20 protein-coding genes and 1 pseudogene are annotated in these 25436 nt (G+C 69.2%); 11 read left to right on the top strand and 10 right to left on the bottom strand.

Features of this window, described 5'->3' with window-relative positions; all coding sequences use genetic code 11:
- Window positions 1–2: 2 nt before the first annotated feature.
- The 7 genes from BCF44_RS28805 (at window position 3) to BCF44_RS28835 (ending at window position 6137) form a co-directional block, all read left to right on the top strand.
- Window positions 3–890, top strand: a complete 888-nt coding sequence (locus BCF44_RS28805) for a phage tail family protein (RefSeq protein ID WP_147328671.1) — start codon at window positions 3–5, stop codon at window positions 888–890.
- Window positions 891–912: 22 nt separating this feature from the next.
- Window positions 913–1947, top strand: a complete 1035-nt coding sequence (locus BCF44_RS28810) for a hypothetical protein (RefSeq protein WP_147328672.1) — start codon at window positions 913–915, stop codon at window positions 1945–1947.
- A gap of 471 nt (window positions 1948–2418) precedes the next feature.
- Window positions 2419–3531: a hypothetical protein gene (locus tag BCF44_RS28815; protein WP_116177537.1), complete on the top strand. Its 1113-nt coding sequence runs from the start codon at window positions 2419–2421 to the stop codon at window positions 3529–3531.
- Between the two features lie 21 nt (window positions 3532–3552).
- Window positions 3553–4251 (top strand): hypothetical protein, encoded by a 699-nt coding sequence (locus BCF44_RS28820; protein ID WP_116177538.1) that lies wholly within the window; start codon window positions 3553–3555, stop codon window positions 4249–4251.
- Complete coding sequence (locus tag BCF44_RS28825; protein WP_116177539.1) at window positions 4248–4613, top strand: hypothetical protein; 366 nt, start codon at window positions 4248–4250, stop codon at window positions 4611–4613. The genes BCF44_RS28820 and BCF44_RS28825 overlap by 4 nt, the downstream gene beginning before the upstream one ends.
- A gap of 82 nt (window positions 4614–4695) precedes the next feature.
- Window positions 4696–5658, top strand: coding sequence for a GH25 family lysozyme (locus BCF44_RS28830; protein WP_116177540.1), 963 nt, complete (start codon window positions 4696–4698; stop codon window positions 5656–5658).
- A complete protein-coding gene (locus BCF44_RS28835; RefSeq protein ID WP_246015667.1) occupies window positions 5655–6137 on the top strand; it encodes a hypothetical protein in 483 nt (160 codons plus the stop codon). Before BCF44_RS28830 ends, BCF44_RS28835 begins: the two co-directional genes overlap by 4 nt.
- Window positions 6138–6365: 228 nt before the next feature.
- Here BCF44_RS28835 and BCF44_RS28840 read toward each other — a convergent pair whose 3' ends face one another.
- The 7 genes and pseudogenes from BCF44_RS28840 to BCF44_RS28870 all read right to left on the bottom strand — a co-directional run bounded on the left by BCF44_RS28840 (window position 6366) and on the right by BCF44_RS28870 (window position 15808).
- Window positions 6366–7814, bottom strand: a complete 1449-nt coding sequence (locus BCF44_RS28840; protein WP_170217806.1) for a recombinase family protein — start codon at window positions 7812–7814, stop codon at window positions 6366–6368.
- Window positions 7815–7904: 90 nt separating this feature from the next.
- Window positions 7905–8072 (bottom strand): annotated as a pseudogene (locus BCF44_RS28845) (nucleoside-diphosphate kinase); the annotation flags it as partial.
- A 52-nt stretch (window positions 8073–8124) separates the two neighbouring features.
- Complete coding sequence (locus BCF44_RS28850) at window positions 8125–8802, bottom strand: hypothetical protein (protein ID WP_116177542.1); 678 nt, start codon at window positions 8800–8802, stop codon at window positions 8125–8127.
- Between the two features lie 80 nt (window positions 8803–8882).
- Window positions 8883–9248 carry a DUF4233 domain-containing protein gene (locus BCF44_RS28855; protein ID WP_116177543.1) on the bottom strand — a complete coding sequence of 122 codons (366 nt, stop codon included), beginning with the start codon at window positions 9246–9248 and terminating at the stop codon, window positions 8883–8885.
- The gene (gene folC, locus BCF44_RS28860; protein WP_116177544.1) at window positions 9245–10609 is read right to left on the bottom strand and encodes a bifunctional tetrahydrofolate synthase/dihydrofolate synthase; all 1365 of its coding nucleotides are present in this window, start codon (window positions 10607–10609) and stop codon (window positions 9245–9247) included. Before folC ends, BCF44_RS28855 begins: the two co-directional genes overlap by 4 nt.
- Window positions 10610–10701: 92 nt before the next feature.
- Window positions 10702–13179 (bottom strand): valine--tRNA ligase, encoded by a 2478-nt coding sequence (gene valS / locus BCF44_RS28865; RefSeq protein ID WP_116177545.1) that lies wholly within the window; start codon window positions 13177–13179, stop codon window positions 10702–10704.
- A 7-nt stretch (window positions 13180–13186) separates the two neighbouring features.
- Complete coding sequence (locus tag BCF44_RS28870) at window positions 13187–15808, bottom strand: valine--tRNA ligase (protein ID WP_116177546.1); 2622 nt, start codon at window positions 15806–15808, stop codon at window positions 13187–13189.
- 87 nt (window positions 15809–15895) lie between these two features.
- On the opposite strand from BCF44_RS28870, the gene BCF44_RS28875 reads away from it, so the two are divergent.
- Both BCF44_RS28875 and BCF44_RS28880 read left to right on the top strand, forming a co-directional pair.
- Window positions 15896–16807, top strand: coding sequence for a hypothetical protein (locus tag BCF44_RS28875; protein WP_116177547.1), 912 nt, complete (start codon window positions 15896–15898; stop codon window positions 16805–16807).
- A 41-nt stretch (window positions 16808–16848) separates the two neighbouring features.
- Window positions 16849–19149 (top strand): FdhF/YdeP family oxidoreductase, encoded by a 2301-nt coding sequence (locus BCF44_RS28880; protein WP_116177548.1) that lies wholly within the window; start codon window positions 16849–16851, stop codon window positions 19147–19149.
- 119 nt (window positions 19150–19268) lie between these two features.
- Here the strand turns inward: BCF44_RS28880 and BCF44_RS59315 are convergent, their stop codons facing one another.
- Together BCF44_RS59315 and BCF44_RS28885 are read right to left on the bottom strand one after the other, a co-directional pair.
- Window positions 19269–19376 (bottom strand): MFS transporter small subunit, encoded by a 108-nt coding sequence (locus BCF44_RS59315; RefSeq protein WP_425460087.1) that lies wholly within the window; start codon window positions 19374–19376, stop codon window positions 19269–19271.
- A complete protein-coding gene (locus tag BCF44_RS28885; protein ID WP_116177549.1) occupies window positions 19373–20728 on the bottom strand; it encodes an L-lactate MFS transporter in 1356 nt (451 codons plus the stop codon). Before BCF44_RS28885 ends, BCF44_RS59315 begins: the two co-directional genes overlap by 4 nt.
- 148 nt (window positions 20729–20876) lie before the next feature.
- Here BCF44_RS28885 and fdhD point away from each other — a divergent pair, with 148 nt between their 5' ends.
- A complete protein-coding gene (gene fdhD / locus BCF44_RS28890; protein ID WP_116177550.1) occupies window positions 20877–21701 on the top strand; it encodes a formate dehydrogenase accessory sulfurtransferase FdhD in 825 nt (274 codons plus the stop codon).
- Window positions 21702–22157: 456 nt separating this feature from the next.
- Window positions 22158–23558, top strand: a complete 1401-nt coding sequence (lpdA, locus tag BCF44_RS28895) for a dihydrolipoyl dehydrogenase (RefSeq protein ID WP_116177551.1) — start codon at window positions 22158–22160, stop codon at window positions 23556–23558.
- A gap of 392 nt (window positions 23559–23950) precedes the next feature.
- Here the strand turns inward: lpdA and clpX are convergent, their stop codons facing one another.
- On the bottom strand, window positions 23951–25231 hold the full coding sequence (gene clpX / locus BCF44_RS28900) for an ATP-dependent Clp protease ATP-binding subunit ClpX (RefSeq protein WP_043718043.1): 1281 nt from the start codon (window positions 25229–25231) through the stop codon (window positions 23951–23953).
- Between the last annotated feature and the right edge of the window lie 205 nt (window positions 25232–25436).

Genomic DNA, 25436 nt, shown 5'->3' on the forward strand with positions numbered 1-25436 from the left:
GCATGGGGTTGCGGGTGCGGTGGGTGCTGGACGGGTTGGTGTTCAACGATGACCCGGACCCGGACTGCACCGAGTACCTGATCACCAGCGAGGCCGGCTGGTCGTCCAGCCCGCCCGCGCGCACCACCAGCACCGACCGGACCGGGGCGCACGGCGGGTACCCGGCCCCGGTTTGGGCCGGTGCCCGGACGATCGACCTGGGCGGGCGGGTGATCGCGACCAGTTGGGAGGCGCGGCGGCGCGCTGAGCACCGGCTGGCCGCGCTCGCGTCCGACCCGACCCGGCTGGTTGAACTGCGCTGCACGGAGGAGACCGGTGACCTCACCGCGTCGGTCGCGCGCTCCGACACCACTCAAGTGGCCATCGACCCCGGTGGCTACTCGCTGTCGTTCGCGTTGGCCCTGCGGGCACCCGACCCGCGCAAGTACGCCACGCCGCAGAACGCCGACGGCGGTTTGCCGGTGGAGGCGGGCGGCCTGGACTTCGAGACCGGCGGCGGCCTCGACCTGGAGACCAAGGGCGGCATGGACTTCGGCACCGCCAGCGGGCTGGGGCCCGCCGTCGCGGCCAATCCCGGCACCGCGGACTCCGCGCCCGTGCTGTCGCTGTTCGGGCCCTTGACGCCGCCGATCACGATCACCCGCACCGACAGCGCCGCGACCCTGACCTACCTCGACCCGATCCCAGTCGGGCAGGTCGTCACGATCGACATCGCCGCCCGCACCGTCCTACTGGGCGGCGCGACGCAACGCCGGCACCGGGCGATCATCCCCGACTGGGACGCGCTGACCATCCCAGCCGGCGGCCGCGCTGAGTTCGCCCTGACACACAACGACGTCCCCAACCTCGCCGCGCGTCTGCACGTCACCTGGCGGCCGGCGTGGTGGTGATCCCGAAGGCGGTGAAGTCCTTTTGACATCGGCACTTCCTGGGCTGGGCGCGTGGGCGACCCAGCTCAAGGTCAATTCCCGGGCCGCCCGCTATGCCCTCGGAGCCGTGCTCGGCCCCGCACCTGGCGCGGCCGGCAGCTGGCGCTCCGGCGTCCTGCCCTCGACCACCAGCAACGGCGCGACCCTGGACCTCCTGGTCGTCGCGGACAGCCCGACCCCGTCCATGAACGTCATCGTCAACCCCGGCCAGGCCGTCATCACCCGCACCGGCCAAGGCCCCTACGTCGGCACCCTCGACATCCCCGGCCGGATCCAGCTCACCCCACCGGACCCCTCCAACGGGCGCGTTGACCTGATCGTGGCGCGGATCAGGGACGAGCGACTCGGCGACGCCACCACGGGGTTCACGGTCGAGCCCATCGCCGGCAAGCCCGCCGCACAGCCCACCGCGCCGCAAGCCCCGGACGGGTGCCTGCCGCTGGCCCAGGTCACCATCACCCCGACCACGACCCAGATTCAGAGCTCGGCCGTCGTCGACGTCCGCCGCTCGGCGGCCATGCGGACCGGCGTCGGCGTCATGCTGCCCGGCGACCGGGCCAACGACCCGGGCGCGTATGCCGGCCAGGTCCGCTACCGCAACGGCGGGCTGGAAGCCTGGGACGGAACCACATGGCACGCCACCCACCAACCCGCCATGTTCGCCGCACCGGTACGGGCGCTGAACAACCAGAGCACCAACCGTTCCCTGGCCTCGGTCTCCGTGCCTGACCCGGGCTGGCCCTACCGCGTGATCGCGCAAGGCTCAGCCGAGCTGATCACCGTCGGGAGCCGGGCCGATCTGTGGATCACCATCGACGACGTCAACGCCCCGTTCGCCATCGCTGTCGGCGTCGGACCGACCGACGGCGGCGGCTGGTTCAGCACTCAAACCGGCGTGAGCGACACCCTGACCGGCGCGCACACCGTGTTCCTGACCGCCAACCGGGTTTTCAACGACGGCACGTGGTCGTCGACCCAATTCAACGGTGCCCTCTTCGTCTACCGCTTCCCGGCCTAGCTGCGGCACGTTCTTGGACTCGCCCCAACTCCGCACCGCCAGCCGGGAGCGCACGATCCTGACAACAGCAACGCAGGCGCGCAAGATCCGTGGTTGCCCCAACACCGCCGCGCCGCCGAGAAAGATCAACACGAACGGCCACGGAACTGTGATCTGGCCGGCGAACTGAAATCCCACTAGCTTCTCCTTCCGCCTGGTTGAGCGGAAGGCAAGCAGCCTCAGCTCAACCAGCCGATACGACTGGTTGTGCTGAGTCCGCCTCCGGCGGTGGATCTCAGGTGGATCACGTTTGGTGAAGTGGTGGTGGGGAGGGGGTACCTCTCGCTGCGAGAGCGCCGGGCTCTCTCGCGCGCACTCCTTAGTTGTCAATTCGGGTCTGCGCAGGGAGTTACCCCTTTGCGGGCAGCAGCATAGCGGCCTCCCGAACCTGCCTGACGGCGTTGACCACGGATCACCCGATCGGGGGTACCTGTGGCCGCTTCCCTGGCTTTCCACGCTGTCGTCGGATTCCTGCGGACCGGCGAGATCCTGGCCGAACTCCCGGCCGATCCCGCCTACACCGACACCCTCAACGCTGCCGGCACCGCCACCGCGAACATCCCGCTCGACGCCGTGCCGCCCGAGATCGACCTGCGGGCAGTCACCACGCCCTGGCGGTGCTTCCTGGCCGTCACCCGAGGGCGCGCCGTCACCTGGGCCGGCCCGATCGTCACCCGCCGCCGCCAACCCGGAAGCGACATCGTCGAGATCGGCGCGTCCGGCCTATGGAGCGTCTTCGACAGGCGGGTCCTGGCCCGGCTCGGCGCATGGGGCTACGCCGACGAACGGGCCGACGTCCTGCTCACCAACCTGACACTGCCGTCGATCGCCGCCGAGATCCTGCGCGTCGCCACCGACCGCGCCGGCGGTGACCTGCCGCTGCTGCTGCCGGAGTCGGTAGCCGGCACCAACCAGCGCGCCTACTTCGGCTACGAACTGGCTTCCACCGGCCAGCGCCTCGGCCAACTCGTCGGCGTCGAGAACGGGCCCGACTGCCACTTCCTCCCCGGCTGGACCCCGGACGGCAGCCGGATCCAGTGGACCGCGAGGCTCGGCAACCCCTACCTGGGGCAGGCCGGCTCGGAGTATGTCTTCGACCACGGCGCGGCGCTAGTCGCCTGGGGCAGCGACGAAGACGCCTCTAGCCAAGCCACCACGGCACTGATCCCCGGCGACGGCATGGAACACGGCCGACTCATCGGCGCCGCAGCCGACAACTCCCTGACCACGCAAGGCTGGCCGGCGCTGGACCTGGTCAACAGCGACCACACCGACGTCAAGGACCCCGACACCCTGGCCGCCTACGCCCGTTCCTACCAAGCCGCTTACCGCACCGGAACCGAGCTGGACACCGCCGTCGTGCGGGTCGACACCGACCCCGCACCCGGAACGTACCTGGTCGGCGACGACGCCGTGTTCCAACCCAAACCCGACCGCTGGACACCAAGCGGCCCGCTACGGCGGCGCATCATCCAGATCAGCCGCCAGTCGGGCGGCTCGGACGTCTTCTCGCTCACCCTGGCCGTCGTGCCGGCATCCCTGTAGCCGCAAGGAGAACGCCCTTACGTGCTCACCCCGCAACCCGACACACTCCTTGACCGGCTCCGACGTCTCGAAGACCGCATCGACCAGGTCGCTCGCGGCACCCTCGGCCGCGACATGGTCAGCGTCGCCGGGATCTCCATCCGCAGCCAGGGCGGCCTAACCGTCAAGGACAGCAACGGCCAAAGCACCCTGTTCGTCGGCGGCCTCACCCAACCCACCTCCGAACCACACACCGCGCTGCGGACGGTTCACGAGGAAGCCAGCGGCGCGGGCGCGTTGCGTCTGGCCATCTGGGATAAAGCCGGCAACGTCATCTTCTCCGACGACACCCCCAGCGGCGCGGGCATCGGCCGCCCCTACATCGGCGGCACCCTCAGCCCGTACCGCACCGCCGACTGGCCGGCGACCCAATCGGCGGACTGGGATCCGTTGCAGCGCTGGATGTTCAACCGCCAGCACCCCCGCATCCACGCCATCATCCACGCCGCCACCGACCTCGCCGACACCACCGGCGAGGCCCGCCTGCGCGACCTGGCCACCAACACCGTCCTGGGCACCGTGACCGTGGCAGCCGACACCGCCGGCGGGCTCGTCATCGGGCCGGTGGCCATGCCCGGCGTGTTCGGTGACGTCTGCGAGGTGCGCTTGGAAGTCCACCGCACCACCGGCACCGGCACGGTCCGCGCCACCCTTGCCTACGCTGTCGGGATGCAGTCATGACCCTCGGCGAGGCCGCGGGCGACATCAGCACGTGGCCCGGCCTCGGCGTCGTCGGGGCGCTGGTGATCGTCGTCGGCTACCTCCTGACGGCCAACTTCCGTTTGCTGTCCGCGAATCGGGCCGACCGCGCCGCCTACCTGGAGGCGTTGGCCACCCGCGAAGCCAGCCACGCCGCCGACCTGTCCGCCTTGCGTGAGGCGTACCGGGCCGAGCTGGTCAGCCTGCGCCGCCGCGCCTCCACCCTGGAAGGCCGCATCGCCACCCTGGAAACCCGCATCGGCGACCTGAGCACCGAACTCGACCACGAACGCGCCCGCCGCCGCGCCGCCGAAGACGACGCCGCAGCCGCCCGGCGCACCTGAGCCACTACCCATCACCACGCCGGCCCGCCCCGCTCCAGGGGATGGGCCGGCGTCGTCTTGTCCGCACGCAGAGAGGTCCGGCTTGACCAACTACGGCATCGACATCGCCTCGTACCAGGGCTCCGCCATCGACTGGACGGCGACCGCCGGCAACAACATCTCGTTCGTCTCGGTCAAGGTCACCGAAGACACCGACTACACCAACCCCTACGCCACCGCCCAGGCCGACGGCGCACGCGGCGCGGGCATCCACGCCGGCGGCTACCACTTCGCCCGCCCCGGCGACCCCTCGGCGCAGGTCGACCACTTCGTCACCGAGCTGACCGCCCGCAACCTGCTCGCGGCGGGCTCGCTGCTGCCGATGCTGGATGTCGAAGTCGGCCTCGGCGATGACGCCAACACCTGGATCGGTGCGTTCCGCGACCTGTTCGAGCAGCGGACCGGCGTCGGCCTGCTCGTCTACGCCTCGCTGGACTGGTACCGCAACGTGCTGGTCCCGTCCCGCTGGGCGTCGCCGTCGACCAGGTTGTGGGTCGCCCAGTGGAACGGCGACCCGGGCCACCCGGACTACTCGGACCCGGCGCTGGCGATCCACCAGCACTCGAACCGCGGTTCGGTCCCGGGCTTCGGCGGCCTGGTCGACCGGGACGCCACCGTCGACGGCGTCGACCTGTCCGCCGTGCTCATCGGCGGCGTCTCCGCCCCCACCCAGCCGACCCCGCCGTCGGCGCCCTCGGACGGCTGGGTCGCCTACACCGTCGTCGCCGGCGACACCCTCTCCGCCATCGCCGAGCGCACCGGCACCACCTGGCAGGAACTCGCCAGCCGCAACAACATCCCGAACCCGAACCTGATCCGCGTCGGGCAGGTCATCCAGGTTCCCGGCAACGGCAACTCCGGTGGCCAGATGTACCGCATCCAGCCGGGCGACACCCTCTCCCAGCTCGCCGCGAACTGGGGCACCACCGTCGACGCCATCGCCAGCCTCAACGGCATCCCGAACCCGAACCTGATCTTCGCAGGTGAGTGGATCCGCCGACCGTGACGACCGACCTGAGCCAGGCCGACCGCGCAGCGGTCGGCCTGCTCTACCTCGGCGTCCTGATCGCCTGGGCCTCCGTCGCCGCCGGCATCGCCTTCGTCCGCCTCTACACCTGGCTGGACAACCTCCCACCCCACACCACCAAGCAAAGGATCACCCGCACCGTGACCGCTGACCCGACCACCACCCCGAACGACAACTCCACCCCAGGACGCCCCCGACCGGTCCGCAAGGCCGCCGCGATCATCGGCGGCCTCACCGCCCTCATCTCCGGCTTGGTCGGCTCCGGCCTGATCACCGACGGCCAGGGCGGCGCGCTGACCGGCCTGATTGCAGCCGTCGTTGCCCTGCTCGGCGCGTTCGGGTTCGTCGCCTCCAGTGAGGGCAAGGTCACCCCGCTGTCCGATCCACACGACAACACCGGCACGCAGCTGGTGCCGGCCACCATCGAGACTGAAGGCTCGGAGGCCCCGACTAAGTGACTGCGAACGGACACGCCCTCCAGCACGACAGCGTTCTGTCCGCCCAGGAGCTGGAGGAGGCGCGGGCAGCAGGTAGGGCGGTGAGGTTCACACCCGCTCAGAAGGACCGGCTGCGCGACATCTTCCGCCCCTCCGTTCTGAAGCTGGCTCGGCAGCACCCAACGGTCTGATGTGCAAAGGTGCCGGAGCCATTCAGCTCCGGCACCTCTCACTCCTTGTTCTGTTGTCCTACGCCGCTTGCCCATCCTGATGGTGGAAACCTGGCTCGACGCCCAGCCGGTTGTAGTTCCTGGCTCCCTTGCCAACCGGCAGGATCCTGGGCGTCATGACCGTCCGGACGACTGCGCGCTTCTGAACTGGTTCCAGGGTGCCCCAGACCTGTCGCGCCTGAGGGCCAACGAGGCCAAGGAGCGCCGGCGGCAGCATTGCCTGTTCAGCCTTCCGCTCAGCCTTTTCGATCTGCGGTAGCAGGTCGGCCTCGACTGCGGCGAGGCCCGTAGCGGAGAGCTTGCCTTGCGCAGCCTGCGCGTAGAACGCGTCTAGCCGAGCGCGGAGCACCTTGGCTTCAGCGAACGCGTCAGCAATCTCTTCGCCTTGCGACACACGGAATACATCGGCCGCGTCGGAGCTCTCCAACGCCGCAAACAAGGCCGCCTCAATAAACGCATCGACTCGCGCCTTGTTACGAACGATGTGCCGAGTGCGGCGACATCCATATGAAGGGTAACCGTCAGCCTTGATGACGCCCATTGTGCTACCACAACGGCCACAGAGGGCGATCCCAGACAGAAGATGCTTGGCGCGAGTTCCATCCTTGTGCGTAACCCGACTAGGGTTCGTCAACAGGTTAACCAGAGTGTAGTGTTCGACTGGAGTCACAAGGGCGGGCCACTGACCGTCGGCAATAACTTCACCGTTGAGAATTCGCTTTCCAAGGTACACCGGACTCATCGCGAAGTACCTGATCTTGGACGCGTTCCACTCGCCGCTTCGCGAACAGGGCACCTTGCGATCGTTGAGGCTCTTCACGATCGAGTTGACGGAGTGACCAGCCAGGAGGCCGTCCACGATCTCACGGACGATCGGCCCCTGAACGGGATCGATCACCTGCCTCAGCGGCTTGCCGGTATCAGGATCATGCTCGCGCTTGTAGCCGTACTGGCGGGAACCATGCCATAGGCCCTTCTTCGCACGCCTCCGAACTCCTCGGGTTACACGCACAGAGATGTCCTCGGACTCGCTCTCCGAGTTGACGGCATCCCGAGCCGTAGCCTTCCGGTCGGCAGGATCACGCATGTCGTAGACGTCGCCACCGTAGGCCCACAAGACGCCGAACTCTTCACAGATCTTGCGGAGCTCGACGTAGACCTCAAGGTCTCGCTGCGCCCGACTGTTCTCCCACGTGACGAGCACATCCACGGTCCCCGAGCGCATCAATTCGAGGACCTTCTTGAACTGCGGCCGCTCCTTCGTCGCATACCGCGACGCGCTGCGTTTGTTCTCCCGCAGTACCTGGACGACGTCAAAGCCTTCGTCCTCGCAGAACTCCAGACATTCGTCGGCCTGGTCGTCTACCGACTTCTCCTTGTCAGCAGAAGCCCTTGCATAGAGCAACGCCCGGAGAGGAACCCCCTCTGAAGCGGCCCGCATGATTCGAGCACGCGCCATCTTCCCCATACTGCACATCCTAGTTCATTTCCAGGTGAATCGGAATCCCGTGAGCGGGGATTCCGACTATGTGCAGAAGAACCTAAGTGGTTAGAGTGCTTTGCCGGCGTGCTCGGCGTAGTGCTCCTCGGCGACGGCGCGGTCGGCCGTGCGGAGCTCCAGCGCGGCCAGCTTCAGGCCCTTGCGCTCGATGCGGGCGATGACTTCGCCGACCAGGCCGCGGCTGACGCCGTCCGGCTTGACCAGGACCAGGGTGCGCTCACTCACGGTGGTCCGAACTCCTTAGGTAATGGGATTCTCCGCGGAGCAGGGTAACCGGTCACCCGGCCAGCAGTTTCAGGCAGGCGAACTGGCCGGACAGGTTCGACTGGTAGAACCACGTGTCGTCGGCGCCGGGCACCTTGTCGCACACGGTCTTGCCGTCAGTGCCGGAGACGACGTCGATCACCTGGTACAGCTTGGCGTGCGGGGCGCCGCTGGCGCCGGCGGTCGCGGGGCTGCACGGCGCCCGCTCGACCAGGCCGGTGTCGCTGAGGTCGGCCTTGAGGCACTGGCCCTTGGGCACGGCCAGCGAGGCGCAGTACCGCAGCGACGTGTCGTCGTCATACCAGTGGTCACCGAAGCTGTCGAAGTCGCCGATGCACTGGGTGGACTTGGGGATCACCAGGTTGATCTGCAACGCGGCCTTGTCCGACGCGCACGACACCCGCTCGCTGGACGTCAGGTCCAGCCACACGCAGTCGTTCACGTGGTACGAGGTGCTGTTGGTGGTGGACGTCCGCGGCGGGCGCGTGGTGGTCGGGTGGGAGCTGGTGGTGGACGACACGACGGTGCTGTGCCGGCTGCTGATGATGCCGATCACGGCCCAGGTGCCGAGGCCCAGCATCAGGACCACACCGATGACGGTGCCGATGACGGCGCCGGTCTGCGACTTGCGCGGCGGGATCGGAGGCGGCGGCGGACCCCATTGGCCGGGCTGCGGGTACGGCCCCGTCATCGTCGTCCTCCCCCGTTCGACTGCGCGAGCGTGCATTCTCGCCCGGACGGCTCAGCGCGCCGCAACCGGGGATCCAGGCCTCACTGCTGCTGGCTGGGCAGCGTCCCCTCGGCGATCCGCCGCGCCACGTCCCGGCGCACCCACAGCAGGTACACCCAGACCAGCCCGAACAGCACGCCGACGATGCCCAGCGGCACGCTCAGCACGAAGCCGATCAGCGTCAGCACCTGGAGCACGACCGCGAACGGAATGCCCCACGGGAAGCGGAAACAGCCGCTGGACACGATCATCAGCACCGCGAGCACGCCGACCGCGGCCACCGGCCAGCCGGCCAGGTGGTCGACGCGGCCCAGCACGAACAGCGCCAGCCCGATCACGATGGCCTCCAGCACCATCGTGCCGGCCATCACGCCGCGAATGCCCTTCATCGGGTCGGGGGCGGTCATTGCGGCTCCTTGCCGAACAGGGCGCGCACGGCGCCCGCGGTCACGACCGAGCCGGTGACCACGACGGCGCTGCCGGACACCGGCCCGTCGTCGTCGACCTCCTCGGCCAGCCGGATCGCCTCCTCGATGGCGTCGTCCAGCCGGGGCTCGACGACGATGCGGTCCTCGCCGAACACCTCACGGGCCAGGCCGCCGAGCTCGTCGGCGTCCATCGCCCGCGGCGAGCCGTTGTGGGTCAGCACGATCTCGGTGAACACCGGTTCGAGGGCGGCCAGGATGCCGTCCACGTCCTTGTCGTCCATGACGCTGACCACGCCGATCACCCGCCGGAACGCGAACTGCTCCTGCAACGCCGCCGCCAGCGCGCGGGCGCCGTGCGGGTTGTGCGCGGCGTCGATGAACACGCTCGGCGCGTTGCGGATCCGCTCCAGCCGTCCGGGCGACGTCACCGCCGCGAACGCCTCGCGCACCGCCTCGATGTCCAGCTTGCGGCCCGCTCCCGCGCCGAAGAACACCTCCACCGCCGCCAGCGCCTGCGCAGCGTTGGCCGCCTGGTGCGCGCCGTACAGCGGCAGGAAGATCTCGTCGTACACGCCACCCAGGCCCTGGAGCTTGAGCAGTTGGCCGCCGACCGCCGACTCCGTGGTCAGGACGCCGAACTCCATGCCCTGACGGGCCACCGACGCGCCGACCTCCGCGCAGCGCTCCAGCAGCACCTGCGCCACCTCCGGGCGCTGCTCGGCGAGCACCGCCACCGCGCCCTCCTTGATGATGCCGGCCTTCTCCGCCGCGATGCCGAGGATGTCCGTGCCGAGGAAGTTGGTGTGGTCGATGTCGATCGGCGTCACCACCGCGACCTTGCCGTCGGCGATGTTGGTGGCGTCCCACCGGCCGCCCAGGCCGACCTCGACCACCGCCACGTCCACCGGCGCGTCCGCGAACGCCGCGAACGCCATCCCCGTGAGCACCTCGAACTTGCTCATCTTCACGTCGGACTTGGCGTCGACCATCGCGATGTACGGCTCGACGTCGCGGTAGACCTCCACGTACCGCTGGGCGCTGATCGGCGCCCCGTCCAGGCTGATCCGCTCGGTCGCCAGCTGGAGGTGCGGGCTGGTGTACCGGCCGGTGCGCAGCCCGATCCGGGTGAACAGCGCGTCGATCATGCGGCTGGTCGAGGTCTTGCCGTTGGTGCCGGTGATGTGCACCACTGGGTAGGCCCGCTGCGGCTCGCCCAGCAGATCGGCCAGCGCCGCGATCCGCTCCGTGGACGGCTCGATCTTCGTCTCCGGCCAGCGGGTGTCCAGTTCGGACTCGACCTCGCGCAGCGCGGCGAGCGCCTCGGGATCGTTCTGGGGCACGCTGGTCTCCGGTGCACTGGACGACGGGGGTACGGCCCTGAGTCTACGTCGAGTGCCGATCCGGACCGCCGGGGTCCAGATCGGCACTCACCTCACAGCTCGACCGACACCTCGAGGTCGCCGCCCTCGACCTCGAGGTAGCGCAGCTCCCCGATCCGACCGGCGGCCACCAGGTCGTCGGCGAAGCCCTTGACCAGCGCCAACGTGGCGGGATCGGCGGCCAGCTCGACGACGGCGACGTCGGCCCGCATGGAGAGCTTGGCGGTGGACTTCGCCTTGCGGACGGCGGCGATGGCAGTGGAGGCGAGGTCCAGAGCGGTGGCGTCGCCGCCGCCCGGCGATTCCGGCCACCGGGCGAGGTGCACGGAGCCGGACTGCCACCAGGACCACACCTCCTCCGTCACATACGGCAGGTAAGGCGCGAACAGCCGCAGCAAGGTGGAGAGCCCCGTACGCAGGGCGACCCGAGCGGAGCCTGCGCCCTCCAACCCGTACGCGCGTTCCTTGACGAGTTCGAGGTAGTCGTCGCAGAACGTCCAGAAGAACCGCTCGACCCGCTCCAGCGCGGCGGTGTGCTCGAACCCGTCCAGCGCCGCCGTCGCATCGTCCACAACGGACGAAAGCGCCGCGATCATGGCCCGGTCCAACGGGTGCGTGACACTGTCCGATGAGGACGGCTCGTCGAAGGACAGCGCGAACCGGCTGGCGTTGAGCAGCTTGGTGGCCAACCGGCGGCCGATCTTCATCTGCTTGGGGTCGAACGCCGTGTCGGTGCCGGGCCGCCCACAGGCGGCCCAGTAACGCACGCCGTCGGAACCGTGCTCGGTGAGCAGGGCGTCGGGCGTGACGACCTCGCCCTTGGACTTGGACATCTTCTTCCGGTCGGGATCGAGGATCCAGCCGGAGATCACCGCGTCCGCCCACGGCAGCGCGTCCAGCTCCTGCTGCGAGCGCAGCACCGAGTAGAACAGCCAGGTCCGGATGATCTCGTGGCTCTGCGGCCGCAGGTCCATCGGATACGTCAGCGCGAACAGCTCCGGGTCGCGCTCCCAGCCGGACACGATCAGCGGCGACATCGAGGACGTCATCCACGTGTCCATCACGTCCGGGTCGCCGACGAACCCGCCGGGTGCGCCACGCTGCGACTCGTCGTAGCCGGGCGGAACCTGGCTGGACGGGTCCACCGGCAGGTCGTCCACGGCGGGCAGAATCGGCGCCTCGTAACGGGGTTCGCCTCCTGCGTCCAGCGGATACCAGACGGGGAACGGCACGCCGAAGAACCGCTGCCGGCTGACCAGCCAGTCGGAATTCAGCCCCTTCGCCCAGTCGTCATACCGGTTGCGCATCCACGCCGGGTGCCACTTGAGCTCGGATCCCCTACGCAGCAACGTTTCCCGGTGCTCCAGGCTGCGCACGAACCACTGCCGGCTGGACACGATCTCCAGCGGCTTGTCGCCCTTCTCGTAGAAGTTGACCGGCCGGGTCGTCGGCCGCGGTTCCCCGATCAGGTCGCCGGATTCCCGCAGCAGCTCGACGATCCGCTTGCGCGCGCTGAACGACGTCAGCCCGGCCAGCTCGTCGTACGGCGAGGCCGGCACGCCCTCGGGCGGCTCCGGCAGGAACCGGCCGTCGCGGCCGATCACCGTGCGGGTGGGCAGCTTCAGCTCACGCCACCACCGGACGTCGGTCAGATCGCCGAAGGTGCAACACATCGCGATGCCCGCGCCGCGGTCCGGCTCGGCGTCCGGGTGCGTGAGCACCGGGATCTCCATGCCGAACAAGGGAGATCGCACGGTGGTGCCGACCAGATGCCGATAGCGCTCGTCGTCCGGATGGGCGATCAGCGCCACGCACGCCGGCAGCAGCTCGGGCCGGGTGGTCTCGATCTCCACCGGCCCGAAGGAGATCCGGTGCCACGCGCCGGCGTGGTCCCGCGCCTCCAGCTCGGCCTGCGCCACCGCGGTCTGGAACGTGACATCCCACAGCGACGGCGCTTCCGACTGGTACGCCTGGCCTTCGGCGAGCAGCCGCAGGAAACCCATCTGGGCCACGCGTTGCGCGTAGGTGCCGATCGTCGAGTACGTCAGCGACCAGTCCACGGACAGTCCGAGCCGCCGCCACAGCGCCTCGAACGCCTTCTCGTCCTCGACGGTCATGCGCTGGCACAGCTCGACGAAGTTCCGCCGCGAAATCCCGACCTGCTGCTTGCTCGACGTCTCCGCCGGCACGTACGACGGGTCGTACGGCAGCGAGGGGTGGCAGCGCACGCCGTAGCGCAGCTGCACCCGGCGCTCGGTGGGCAGCCCGTTGTCGTCCCACCCCATCGGGTAGAACACGTTCTTGCCGCGCATCCGCTGGAACCGGGCTACGACGTCGGTGTGGGTGTAGCTGAAGACGTGGCCTACGTGCAGCGACCCGCTCACCGTCGGCGGCGGCGTGTCGATGGAAAACACCTCAGCACGCGAATCGGGCCGGTGGAAGCGGAATGTCTCGTCCGCTGCCCACCGGCCCGACCACTTGTCCTCGATGCCCTCCATCGACGGGCGCTGCGGAATTCCGTCACCCGTCATGGAGAAATCACCCTTCCGGCAGTGCGTCCAAACGCGCGGCCACCCGCGCGATGTCGGCGACGGCGGCCTCCCGGCGCGCCTTGATCTTGTCAACGACCTGCGCCGGCGCCTTGTCGACGAAGGCTGGATTGTTCAGCTTCCCGTCGCACTGGGCCAACTCCTTTTCGGCCGCCGCGAGGTCCTTGGCCAGCCGCTTGCGCTCGGCGGCCACGTCGATCGTGCCGGAGGTGTCCAGCTCGACCCGCACGCCGCCGATCTCCAGCGAGGCGCTCGCGGTGAACCCGTCGGCCGGCTCGTCCAGGCGGGCGATGGCCCGCACCGCGGCCAGCTGGCCGGCGATGTCGGCTTCGTCCACACCGGACAGTCGGGCCGGCACCTTCTGCCCCGGCCTGAGGCCCTGGTCGGCCCGGAACCGGCGGACCTCGGTGATCAGCCTCTGCACGGTGTCGATCCGCCGCGCGGCAACGACATCGGCCTCGGCCCCGACGACCTTCGGCCAGTCGGCGATCATCAGCGAGTCGCCGCCGGTCAGCGCGGTCCACAGCGTCTCGGTGATGAACGGGATCACCGGGTGCAGCAGGCGCAGCAGCGTGTCCAGCACGTGCCCGAGCACCGCGCGGGTCGCCTCGGCGCGCTCGCCGCCCTCGGCGATCTGCACCTTGGCCAGCTCCAGGTACCAGTCGCAGTACTCGTCCCAGGTGAAGTGGTACAGCGCCTCGCACAGCTTCGCGAACTCGTAGCGCTCGAACAGATCGTCCACTTCGGACACAACCTGGTCGGCGCGGTCCAGGATCCACCGGTCGGCGTCGGTCAGCTGGTCGCGGGCCGGCACCGGGCGGGCCGTGGTGGCCCCGTTGAGCAGCGCGAACCGGCTGGCGTTCCACAGCTTCGTGCAGAAGTTGCGGGAGCCGCCGGCCCACTCCTCGGCCAGCGCCATGTCGCCGCCCGGGTTGGCGCCGCGCGCCAGCGTGAACCGGGCCGCGTCCGCCCCGTAGGCGTCCAGCCACTTCAGCGGGTCGATGACGTTGCCGCGCGACTTGGACATCTTCTTGCCGTTGGCGTCGCGGATCAGGCCGTGCAGGTACACGTGGTCGAACGGCTGCGCGCCGTCCATCGCGTACAGGCCGAACATCATCATCCGGGCGACCCAGAAGAACAGGATGTCGTAGCCGGTGGACAGCACCGTGGTCGGATAGAACTTGGCCAGGTCGGCGGTCCGGTCCGGCCAGCCCAGCGTGGACATCGGCCACAGGCCCGAGGAGAACCAGGTGTCCAGCACGTCCTCGTCCTGGTGCCAGCCCCGGCCGGTCGGCGGCTCCTCGTCCGGTCCGACGCAGACGACCTCGCCGTCCGGGCCGTACCAGACCGGGATCCGGTGGCCCCACCACAGCTGCCGCGAGATGCACCAGTCGTGCAGGTTGTCGACCCAGTCGAAGTAGCGCTTGGCCAGCTCCGGCGGGTGGATCTGGGTGCGGCCGTCGCGCACGGCGTCGCCGGCCGCCTTGGCCAGCGGGCCGACGTTGACGAACCACTGCAACGACAGCCGCGGCTCGACGACGGTGTCGCAGCGCGAGCAGTGGCCGACGGAGTGCAGGTACGGCCGCTTCTCGGCGACGATCCGGCCCTGCTCGCGCAGCGCCGCCACGATCGCCGGCCGCGCCTCGAACCGGTCCAGCCCCTCGAACGGGCCGGCGACGGTGACGCAGCCGCGGGAGTCCATGATCGTCATGGACGGCAGCGAGTGCCGCTGCCCGATCTCGAAGTCGTTCGGGTCGTGCGCCGGCGTCACCTTCACCGCGCCGGTGCCGAAAGATGGGTCCACGTGCTCGTCGGCGACGACCGGGATGCGGCGGCCGGTCAGCGGCAGCTCGACCTCGGTGCCGATCAGGTGCTTGTAGCGCTCGTCGTCCGGGTGCACGGCCACCGCGGTGTCGCCGAGCATCGTCTCGGCGCGGGTGGTGGCCACCACGATCGAGGCGTCGCCGTCGCCGTAGCGGATCGAGACCAGTTCGCCCTCGTCCTCGGAGTGCTCGACCTCGATGTCCGACAGCGCCGTGAGGCAGCGCGGGCACCAGTTGATGATCCGTTCGGCGCGGTAGGCCAGGCCGTCGTCGAACAGCTTCTTGAACATGGTCTGCACGGCCCGCGACAGCGGCTCGTCCATGGTGAAGCGCTCACGGCTCCAGTCCACGCTGTCGCCCAGGCGGCGCATCTGGTCGAGGATCTTGCCGCCGTACTCGGCCTTCCACTCCCAGACCCGCTCCACGAACTTCTCGCGGCCCAGGTCGTGCCGGGACAGGCCCTCGCCGGCCAGCTGCCGCTCCACCACGTTCTGGGTGGCGATGCCGGCGTGGTCCATGCCCGGCAGCCACAGCGCCTCGTAGCCCTGCATCCGGCGGCGACGGGTCAGCGCGTCCATCACCGTGTGGTTGAGGGCGTGGCCCATGTGCAGGCTGCCGGTGACGTTCGGCGGGGGCAGCACGATGCAGAACGCGGGCTTGTCGCTCGCCGCGTCCGCGCCGAAGTAGCCGTTGTCTACCCACCGCTGGTACAGCCCCTGCTCTACCTCCGCCGGGTTCCAGGCGGAGGGGAGGTCGGTGGTGTACTGCTGCGGAAGGGTCTCGGTCACGCGAAGAGTCTACGGAGCCCCGGCGGCACCCATCTAACGGGTGACATGGGCGTTGCTAGAGTGCTCGCGCCGAAACGGGGGGACGCCGTGGACGACATCGAGAACCATCCGGACCTGACGGATGCGAAGTGGCTGCGCGGTGCCGAGAGACGGGCGCGCCGGGCGGCCCGAAGATCCCGGCCGCGCAAGCCCGGTCCCCGGCTCAGCCGCCTGGTGATCCCGACCGTGCTGGTCGCGTTCGCCGGGGCGCTGTTCCTGCTCTACCGGGTCGGCTCCGTGCCGCTGCCGGACGCCGCCCCGACCACCGCGCCCGCCCCGCCGCCGACGAGCGCCCGCCCGGATCCCACGACCATCGAGTCCACCGGGCACGTCGATCTGACCCACCCGTTCGCCGACACTCCCGCCGCCAATTGGGCCACCACCATCCCCGTGCCGGCCGCCACCGCGGTCGGCGGATTCACCGCCGCGCAGGTCACCGCGGCGTACCAAGCGGTGCAGCGCACCAGCACCGAATCCCGGCTCGACCCGCAGGTCACCGTGCACCACGACACCGCCCCGTTCATCGCGACCCTGGCGACCGGCGTGAAGCTGCCGGACGCGAACGGCTGGGTCACCAAGATCGCCGACGGCTACCAGCTGCTGCCGGTGCCGCCCCGCGTCGACGGCTCGATGACCAGCTCCGTGGACGACAGGGGCCGGCTGGTCGTGCACACCAACTTCGTCTACGTCTACGCGTTCCAGCCGGCCTCGCACGAGGCGCCGGGCACGCCCTGGGACATCGTGTCGGTGGTGCACGAGAACGCCGACTACACGATGGTCGACGGCAAGCCGTGGCCGTCGAACTCCAAGGCGTACTTCTATTCGATGAACTGCGACCTGGCGCGGCAGGACCAGCTGGCCCCGCAGTACTCCGGTAGCGGCGCCGGCGGCACGTCCACCGAGAAGCCCGAGGCGTACTTCGACCCGAAGCACCCGATCGACGTCGGCCAGGGCTGCTGACCCGCCTGGCCTCCGATTCGCCCGCGGCGGAGAATGAGGTCATGACGCGCAGGGCACCGGAGCAGGACGTCGACGAGAGCAAGATCGAGGTCGGCGAGCCGAAGACGTACGCCGCGGGGGTGAAGGGCGTGCTGGTGTCGCTCCAGCACGGCTGGGACCAGATGGGGGCCACCCGCAGCGTGCGCACGCTGCGCCTGCTCAACCAGCGTGAGGGCTTCGACTGCCCGGGCTGCGCGTGGCCCGAGGCGCAGGGCCACCGCAAGCTGGCCGAGTTCTGCGAGAACGGCGCCAAGGCCGTCGCCGAGGAGGCCACCACCCGGCGGGTGCCGCCGGAGTTCTTCGCCGAGCACTCCGTCGCGGAGCTGGCCGAGAAGACCGACTACTGGCTGGGCCAGCAGGGTCGGCTGACGCATCCGATGGTGTTGCGCGAGGGCGCGAGCCACTACGAGCCGATCTCCTGGGGCAACGCGTTCGAGCTGGTCGGCGGCAAGCTGCGGGACCTGGCCGACCCGAACGAGGCGATCTTCTACACGTCCGGCCGGACCAGCAACGAGGCCGCCTTCGCCTACCAGCTGCTGGCCCGCGCGCTGGGCACCAACAACCTGCCCGACTGCTCGAACATGTGCCACGAGTCGTCCGGCTCGGCCCTGATCCAGACCATCGGCATCGGCAAGGGCTCGGTCAGCCTCGCCGACGTCACCAACGCGGACCTGCTGCTGGTCGTGGGCCAGAACCCCGGCACCAACCACCCGCGCATGCTGTCCGCGCTGGAGGAGGCCAAGGGCAACGGCGCCACCATCGTCGCCGTCAACCCGCTGCCCGAGGCCGGGCTGATGCGCTTCAAGAACCCGCAGAACGTGCGCGGCGTGATCGGCAGGGGCACGCCGCTGGCCGACGAGTTCTGCCAGATCCGGCTCGGCGGTGACCTGGCCTTCTTCCGGGCGCTGGGGCACCTGGTGCTGGCCGCCGAGGACGCCGCGCCGGGCACGGTGCTGGACCGCGAGTTCATCGAGTCCTCGACGCACGGCTTCGAGGAGTGGGCGGCCGACATCCGTCAGCTGGACTGGGACGAGGTGGACGCGGCGACGGGGCTGTCCCGGGAGCAGATCGCTGGGGTCGCCCGCCTGCTGATCGAGTCGAAGCGGACGATCATCTGCTGGGCGATGGGCCTGACCCAGCACAAGAAGTCCGTGCCGACCATCCGCGAGCTGGTGAACGTGTTGCTGCTGCGGGGAATGATCGGCAAGCCGGGGGCCGGCGTGTGCCCGGTGCGTGGTCACTCCAACGTGCAGGGCGACCGCACGATGGGCATCTACGAGAAGCCGGCGGAGAAGTTCCTGGCCGCCCTGGACACCGAGTTCGGCATCACCTCGCCGCGGGACCACGGCTACGACACCGTCGAGGCCATTCATGCGATGCGCGACGGCAAGGCCAAGGTGTTCTTCGCCGTCGGCGGGAACTTCGTGTCGGCCACGCCGGACACCGAGGTCACGGAGCGCGCCTTGCGCTCGATGGACCTGACCGTGCACGTGTCGACGAAGCTGAACCGGTCTCACGTCGTTCCCGGTCGGACGGCGCTGATCCTGCCGACCCTGGGCCGGACCGAGCGGGACGACCAGGCTGGTGGCACCCAGTTCGTCACCGTCGAGGACTCCATGTCGGTGGTGCACCGGTCGCGCGGGCGGCTGGCGCCGGCGAGCGAGCACCTGCTGTCCGAGGTCGCCATCGTGTCGCGCCTCGCGCGGGCGGTGTTCGGCGACGACCACGTGGTGCCGTGGGCGACGTTCGAGGGTGACTACGACACCGTCCGCGACCGGATTTCCCGTGTGGTGCCGGGATGTGCGGACTACAACGCGCGTGTCCGCGAACCCGACGGCTTCGTGCTGCCGCACCCGCCGCGCGACTCGCGATCGTTCCCGACCACCACCGGCAAGGCCAATTTCACCGTCAACCCGGTGGAGCTCATCCGTGTGCCGGCCGGTCGGCTGATCCTCCAGACGCTGCGCAGCCACGACCAGTACAACACCACCATCTACGGGCTGGACGATCGCTACCGCGGCGTGCACGACGGCCGGCGCGTGGTGTTCGTCAACCCGGATGATCTGTCCGAACTGGGCGTCGCCGACGGGTCCATGGTGGACATGGTGAGCGAGTGGCCGTCCGGCGACGGGGTGGTGGAGCGGCGGGTCAAGCTGTTCCGGGTGATCGCGTACCCGACCGCCCGCGGCTGCGCGGCGGCGTACTTCCCCGAGGCGAACGCGTTGGTGCCGCTGGAATCCACCGCCGAGACGTCGAACACCCCGACGTCCAAGGCGATCATCATCCGTATCGAGCGGAGCTGACGGGGCCGATGTCGGCGACCGGCGCCGCGCCGCGGATCGTCGCTCGGTCGCCAGTCGATCCTTTGTAGACTTCGGGGCCCGTGGCGTTCTCGCCACGGGCCCCGAAGTGGTTTCGCTTGTCAGCCCTTGAAGAGCTGCACCACCTTGATGAAAAGCTGGACGAGGCCGTAGGTGAACGGCGCGGCGACCCAGAGCCAGGCGACCACCATGAGCGCGCTGCGGTTCACTTCGCGTCCACCTCCTGGGCGGCCGGCGCGTCCGAACCCGCGACCGGCTCGTGGAACTTGCTGTCGACCGGCCGGATCAGCTCGTTGGCGACGAAGCCGACGATCAGGAGGCCGATCATGATGTAGAAGGACAGCGCGTACAGCGCCGGCCCGGACTTGCCGGCGGCGTGCTGCGCGTCGGCGATGCCGTCGATGATCAGCGGCCCGGCCACGCCGGCCACCGACCACGCGGTGAGCAGCCGGCCGTGGATGGCGCCGACCTGGTACGTGCCGAACAGGTCGCGCAGGTAGGCCGGCACGGTGGCGAAACCGCCGCCGTAGAAGGAAAGGATCAGGCAGGCGGCCAGCACGAACACGATCTTGGCGGAGCCGCCGGCCGTCACCAGGATCAGGTACAGCAACGCGCCGACACCCAGGTAGATGCGGTACATGTTCTTGCGGCCGATGGCGTCCGAGGTGGACGACCACACGAACCGGCCGAGCATGTTGGTCAGCGACAGCAGCGCCACGAAGCCGGCGGCGGGGGCCGGGCTCACCTTGAAGAAGTCGACGATCATCGGCGACGCCTTCTCCAGGATGCCGATGCCCGCGGTCACGTTCAGGCAGAGCACCAGCCACAACAGCCAGAACTGCGGAGTCTTGATGGCGTTGCGGGCCGACACGTTGTTGGTAGTGATCAGCTTGTGCGAAGTGGCCATCGACGGGTCCCAGCCGGCCGGCTTCCAGCCGTCGGCCGGCACCCGCACCAGGAAGACACCCATCGCCATGAAGATCGCGTACACCACGCCGTGCACCGCGAAGGTCTCCGCGATGCCCGAGGTGGTGGTGCCGAAGCCGGCCAGCATGGCCGTCGACCAGGGTGACGCGATCAACGCTCCGCCGCCGAAGCCCATGATCGCGATACCGGTGGCCATGCCCGGGCGGTCCGGGAACCACTTGATCAGCGTGGACACCGGCGAGATGTAGCCGATGCCCAGGCCGATGCCGCCGACCAGGCCGTAGCCCACGACGACCAGCCAGAACTGCGACGTCGCCACGCCCAGCGCGGCGATGAGGAACCCGGCGCCGAACGCGACGGATGACACCGCCATCGCCCACCGCGGTCCGTTGCGTTCGACGAGCGTGCCGCCGAATGCCGCCGACAGGCCCAGCATGACGATCGCGAGCTGGAACGGCAGGCCGCTCTGCACCCCGTTCAGGTGCAGGGCCTTCTCCAGCGGCGTCTTGAAGACGCTCCACGCGTAGGCCTGTCCGATCGACAGGTGCACGGCCAGCGCGGACGGCGGCACCAGCCAGCGGCTCCACCCGTCGGGCGCGATCGTGCGCGAGCGATCAAGGACCCCGAGTCCCATCTCCACTGCCCTCCCAGATAGTTGAGAATGGAACCTATTGGGATCGAGTGTGACTCGGCACGACCGAGTGGCGCACGTAACGACGAACGGCAGTCTTGACGCGCCGAACGGAATGAAGCGAAGACTTACGAAACTAGGAGGTTCCGTAATGGGAAGGGTGACGGTCCGCCGCCCGGTGATCAAGCTCTCCCACCAGGGCGAACGCCATCGTCCGGATGCACTAGCGGCCGAAGAACCACTCGAATTGCGTATTGACGGAAAAGCAGTCGCGGTCACGATGCGGACGCCAGGCAACGACGTGGAACTGGCGCACGGTTTTCTGCTCACCGAGGGCGTGATCGGTGAACGTGAGGACATTTCGGCCGCCCGCTACTGCGCTGGAACCGGTCCCGACGGCCGAAACACCTACAATGTGCTGGAAGTCTCACTTTCCCCTGGTGTCGCCCCGCCCGAGGTCGGCGTGGAGCGCAACTTCTACACCACCTCGTCGTGCGGCGTGTGCGGCAAGGCCGCCCTGGACGCGGTCAAGCTCCGCACCCGCTACTCCCCCGCCGACGATCCCTGCACCGTGTCCGCCGACGTGCTGGCCTCCCTGCCCGACAAGCTGAGGGCCGCCCAGAAGGTCTTCGACTCCACCGGCGGCCTCCATGGAGCCGGCCTGTTCACCACCGACGGCGAGCTCCTCGTCGCCCGGGAGGACGTCGGCCGCCACAACGCCGTGGACAAGGTCATCGGCTGGGCCGTGCAGGCCGGTCGCATCCCGCTCCGCGGCACGGTGCTCATGGTCTCCGGCCGGGCCTCGTTCGAACTCGTTCAGAAGGCGGCCATGGCCGGCGTGCCCATGCTGGCGGCCGTCTCCGCACCGTCGTCGTTGGCCGCCGAACTCGCCGACGAACAGGGCATGACCCTCGTCGGCTTCCTCCGCGGCGACTCGATGAACGTCTACACCGGCGACCAGCGCATCCTCCGCTGACCACGAGCACGTCGCACGCAAACCACCCCAGCAGCGAAATCGAGAAGTTCGCCCACCCCCCTGCTCCCCGACGAAGCCGTGCAGGCCAACCACCCCCGAGCTCTCCGACGACATCGAGAAGTTCACACGCAATCCAGCCCGCCGTCGAAGTCGAGCAGGTCGTCGAAGAACGCGGCCAGCCGCGAGTTCGACCAACTCGACCTTCGGCGACTTCAACCACCGGCGACATCGATCTCCGGCGACATCGATCTCCGGCGACATCGAGCATCCTGGCGAAGTCGGAGCCGTCGGCGCGGTTGAGCAGGTCGACCACCGGCGCTGTTTCGTCGACACACTCCAAAGTGGTTGTGAACTCAGTTCACAGGCGACTCACCGGCGATCGGCCGCCTGCGTGTCGTCGGTCTGCGGCTCGAACGTCACATCAGACCCGCGGACGCCGCTGACTAGGGTTGAACCATGAGCACACACTTCGACGTCGTGGTGGTGGGGGCCGGTCCCGGCGGGTACGTCGCGGCGATCCGGGCGGCGCAGCTGGGGCTGCGGACGGCGATCATCGAGGACCGGTACTGGGGCGGCGTCTGCCTGAACGTGGGCTGCATCCCGTCCAAGGCCCTGCTGCGCAACGCCGAACTGGCGCACCTGCTGACCGGCGAGGCCGAGGCCTTCGGCATCCATGCCGAGGGCGGCATCACGCTCGACTACGGCGCCGCGTTCCAGCGCAGCCGCAAGGTCGCGGACGGCCGGGTCAAGGGCGTCCACTTCCTGATGAAGAAGAACAAGATCCAGCAGTTCTTCGGCTGGGGCACGTTCACCGACGCCAACACGATCCAGGTGGCGCTCACCGACGGCGGCCGGGAAACGGTCACGTTCGACCACTGCATCCTCGCGACCGGCGCGACCACCCGGCTGCTGCCGGGCACGAAGCTGTCCGAGCGGGTCGTCACCTACGAGGAGCAGATCCTCAGCGACAAGCTGCCCGGCAGCATCGTCATCGCCGGCGCCGGTGCGATCGGCGTCGAGTTCGCGTACGTGATGCACGGCTACGGCGTCGACGTCACCATCGTCGAGTTCCTCGACCGGCCCGTCCCGCTCGAGGACGAGGAGGTCTCGGCCGAGCTGGCCAAGCGCTACCGCAAGCTCGGCATCAAGGTGCTTACCTCCACCCGGGTCGACGCGATCGACGATTCCGGCGAGAAGGTCCGGGTCACCGTCACCAAGGACGGCCAGCAGCAGGTGCTGGAGGCCGACAAGGTGCTGCAGGCAATCGGCTTCCAGCCGCGGACCCAGGGCTACGGCCTGGAGAACACCGGCGTCCGGTTGACCGAGCGCGGCGCCGTCGACATCGACGCCCGCGGTCGCACGAACGTGCCGCACATCTTCGCGATCGGTGACGTCACCGCGAAGCTGATGCTGGCGCACGCCGCCGAGTCGATGGGCATCGTCGCCGCCGAGACGATCGCCGGCGCGGAGACCATGGAGCTGGACTTCGTGATGATCCCTCGCGCCACCTTCTGCCAGCCGCAGATCGCCAGCTTCGGCTACACCCAGAAGCAGGCCGAGGAGAAGGGCTTCGACGTCAAGGTCGCCAAGTTCCCGTTCACCGCGAACGGCAAGGCGCACGGCCTGGGCGAGCCCGGCGGCTTTGTGAAGCTGATCGCCGACGCCAAGTACGGCGAGCTGCTCGGCGCGCACATGATCGGTCCGGAGGTCACCGAACTGCTGCCGGAACTGACGCTGGCTCAGCAGTGGGACCTGACCGTCAACGAGGTCGCCCGCAACGTGCACGCGCACCCCACGCTCAGCGAGGCCGTCAAGGAAGCCGTCCACGGCCTCGCCGGCCACATGATCAACTTCTGAGGGAGGGCCGACCGTCCCGGAAGGTCGGTCCTGGGCTCGGGACCCGGGAGCTGGTCAAGCCCGGTCCAGGCCCCGCCGATTCCGAGCCGAGACAACGCCCGACCAGGCCACGCGAGTCGCACACCGCGACAACGCCCCACCAGGCCACGCGGGGTCGCGGGCCGGACCGGCACAGGTCTCGGGCGGCGTACCAAGCAGCGCCGGACCGGACCCGCGGCCACCGGCCACGGGGACCGCGGCCCGCGGGCCGCGGTCGACCGGAAGGCCGCCGGCCGCGAAGGGACCGGGAGCTGCGGGTCACAGTCCGCGCCGGCACCGATCTCCGTCACGAACGCGAAGGCCCGCCCACCGAAATCGGTGGGCGGGCCTTCGGGTGTCTGCGGTACTGAGCGTCAGGCCGACTTCTCGCGGCGCTCGCGGCGGCTGGGCTGCCGGGCGACGATGGTCGGGTTGACGTTCTCCCGGACGGTCTGCTCGGTGATGACCACCTTGGCGACGTCGGTGCGGCTGGGGATGTCGTACATCACCGGCAGCAGCACCTCCTCCATGATGGCGCGCAGGCCCCGGGCACCGGTGCCGCGCAGGATCGCCTGGTCGGCGACGGCCTCGAGCGCGGTCTTGGTGAACTCCAGCTCGACGCCGTCCATCTCGAACAGCTTCTGGTACTGCTTCACCATCGCGTTGCGGGGCTCGGTGAGGATCTTGACCAGGGACGGCTTGTCCAGGTTGGTCACGCTGGCCACGACGGGCAGGCGGCCGATGAACTCGGGGATCAGGCCGAACTTGATCAGGTCCTCGGGCATGGTGTCGCCGAAGATGTCGGACGACTCCATCTCGGCCTTGGAGCGGATCTCGGCGCCGAAGCCGAGGCTGCGCTTGCCGACCCGGTCCTGGATGATGCGCTCGAGCCCGGCGAACGCCCCGGCCACGATGAACAGCACGTTCGTGGTGTCGATCTGGATGAATTCCTGGTGCGGGTGCTTGCGTCCGCCCTGCGGCGGCACGCTGGCGGTGGTGCCCTCCAGGATCTTCAGCAGCGCCTGCTGCACGCCCTCGCCGGAGACGTCCCGCGTGATCGACGGGTTTTCACTCTTCCGAGCGATTTTGTCGACCTCGTCGATGTAGATGATGCCGGTCTCGGCCCGCTTGACGTCGTAGTCGGCGGCCTGGATCAGCTTGAGCAGGATGTTCTCGACGTCCTCGCCGACGTACCCGGCCTCGGTGAGCGCGGTGGCGTCGGCGATGGCGAACGGCACGTTGAGCAGCTTGGCCAGGGTCTGCGCCAGGTAGGTCTTGCCGCAGCCGGTGGGCCCCAGCATCAGGATGTTGGACTTGGCGAGCTCGACGCCGTCGTCCCGGCCGTCCCGGTTTCGGTCCCCGGCCTGGATCCGCTTGTAGTGGTTGTAGACCGCCACCGACAGCGTGCGCTTGGCATCGTCCTGACCGATCACGTACTGGTCGAGGAAGTCGTGGATCTCGGCCGGCTTGGGCAGCTCGTCCAGCTTGACGTCGCCCGCCTCGGCCAGCTCCTCCTCGATGATCTCGTTGCAGAGGTCGATGCATTCATCGCAGATATACACGCCTGGACCGGCGATGAGCTTCTTCACCTGCTTCTGGCTCTTCCCGCAGAAGGAGCACTTCAGCAGGTCTCCGCCGTCACCGATACGCGCCATGACCGCTGACCTCTGTCCCCTCCGGTGATCCGACTGGCGCCGGGTCACCTGGCTGTCACGATGGCTCGACCCACTCCGATGGGTCTCGCACGTTCTCCACGACGGTACCCGCCCGCGATGGCGAGCGGGAGGACCAGCGTGCCCCGACCGTGTCGAACCAGCCGATTACTAGCCGAATTCGGCGTGTCGGCCGGGGCGGCGGCCC

The sequence above is a fragment of the Kutzneria buriramensis genome (assembly GCF_003387475.1).
Taxonomy (GTDB): domain Bacteria; phylum Actinomycetota; class Actinomycetes; order Mycobacteriales; family Pseudonocardiaceae; genus Kutzneria; species Kutzneria buriramensis.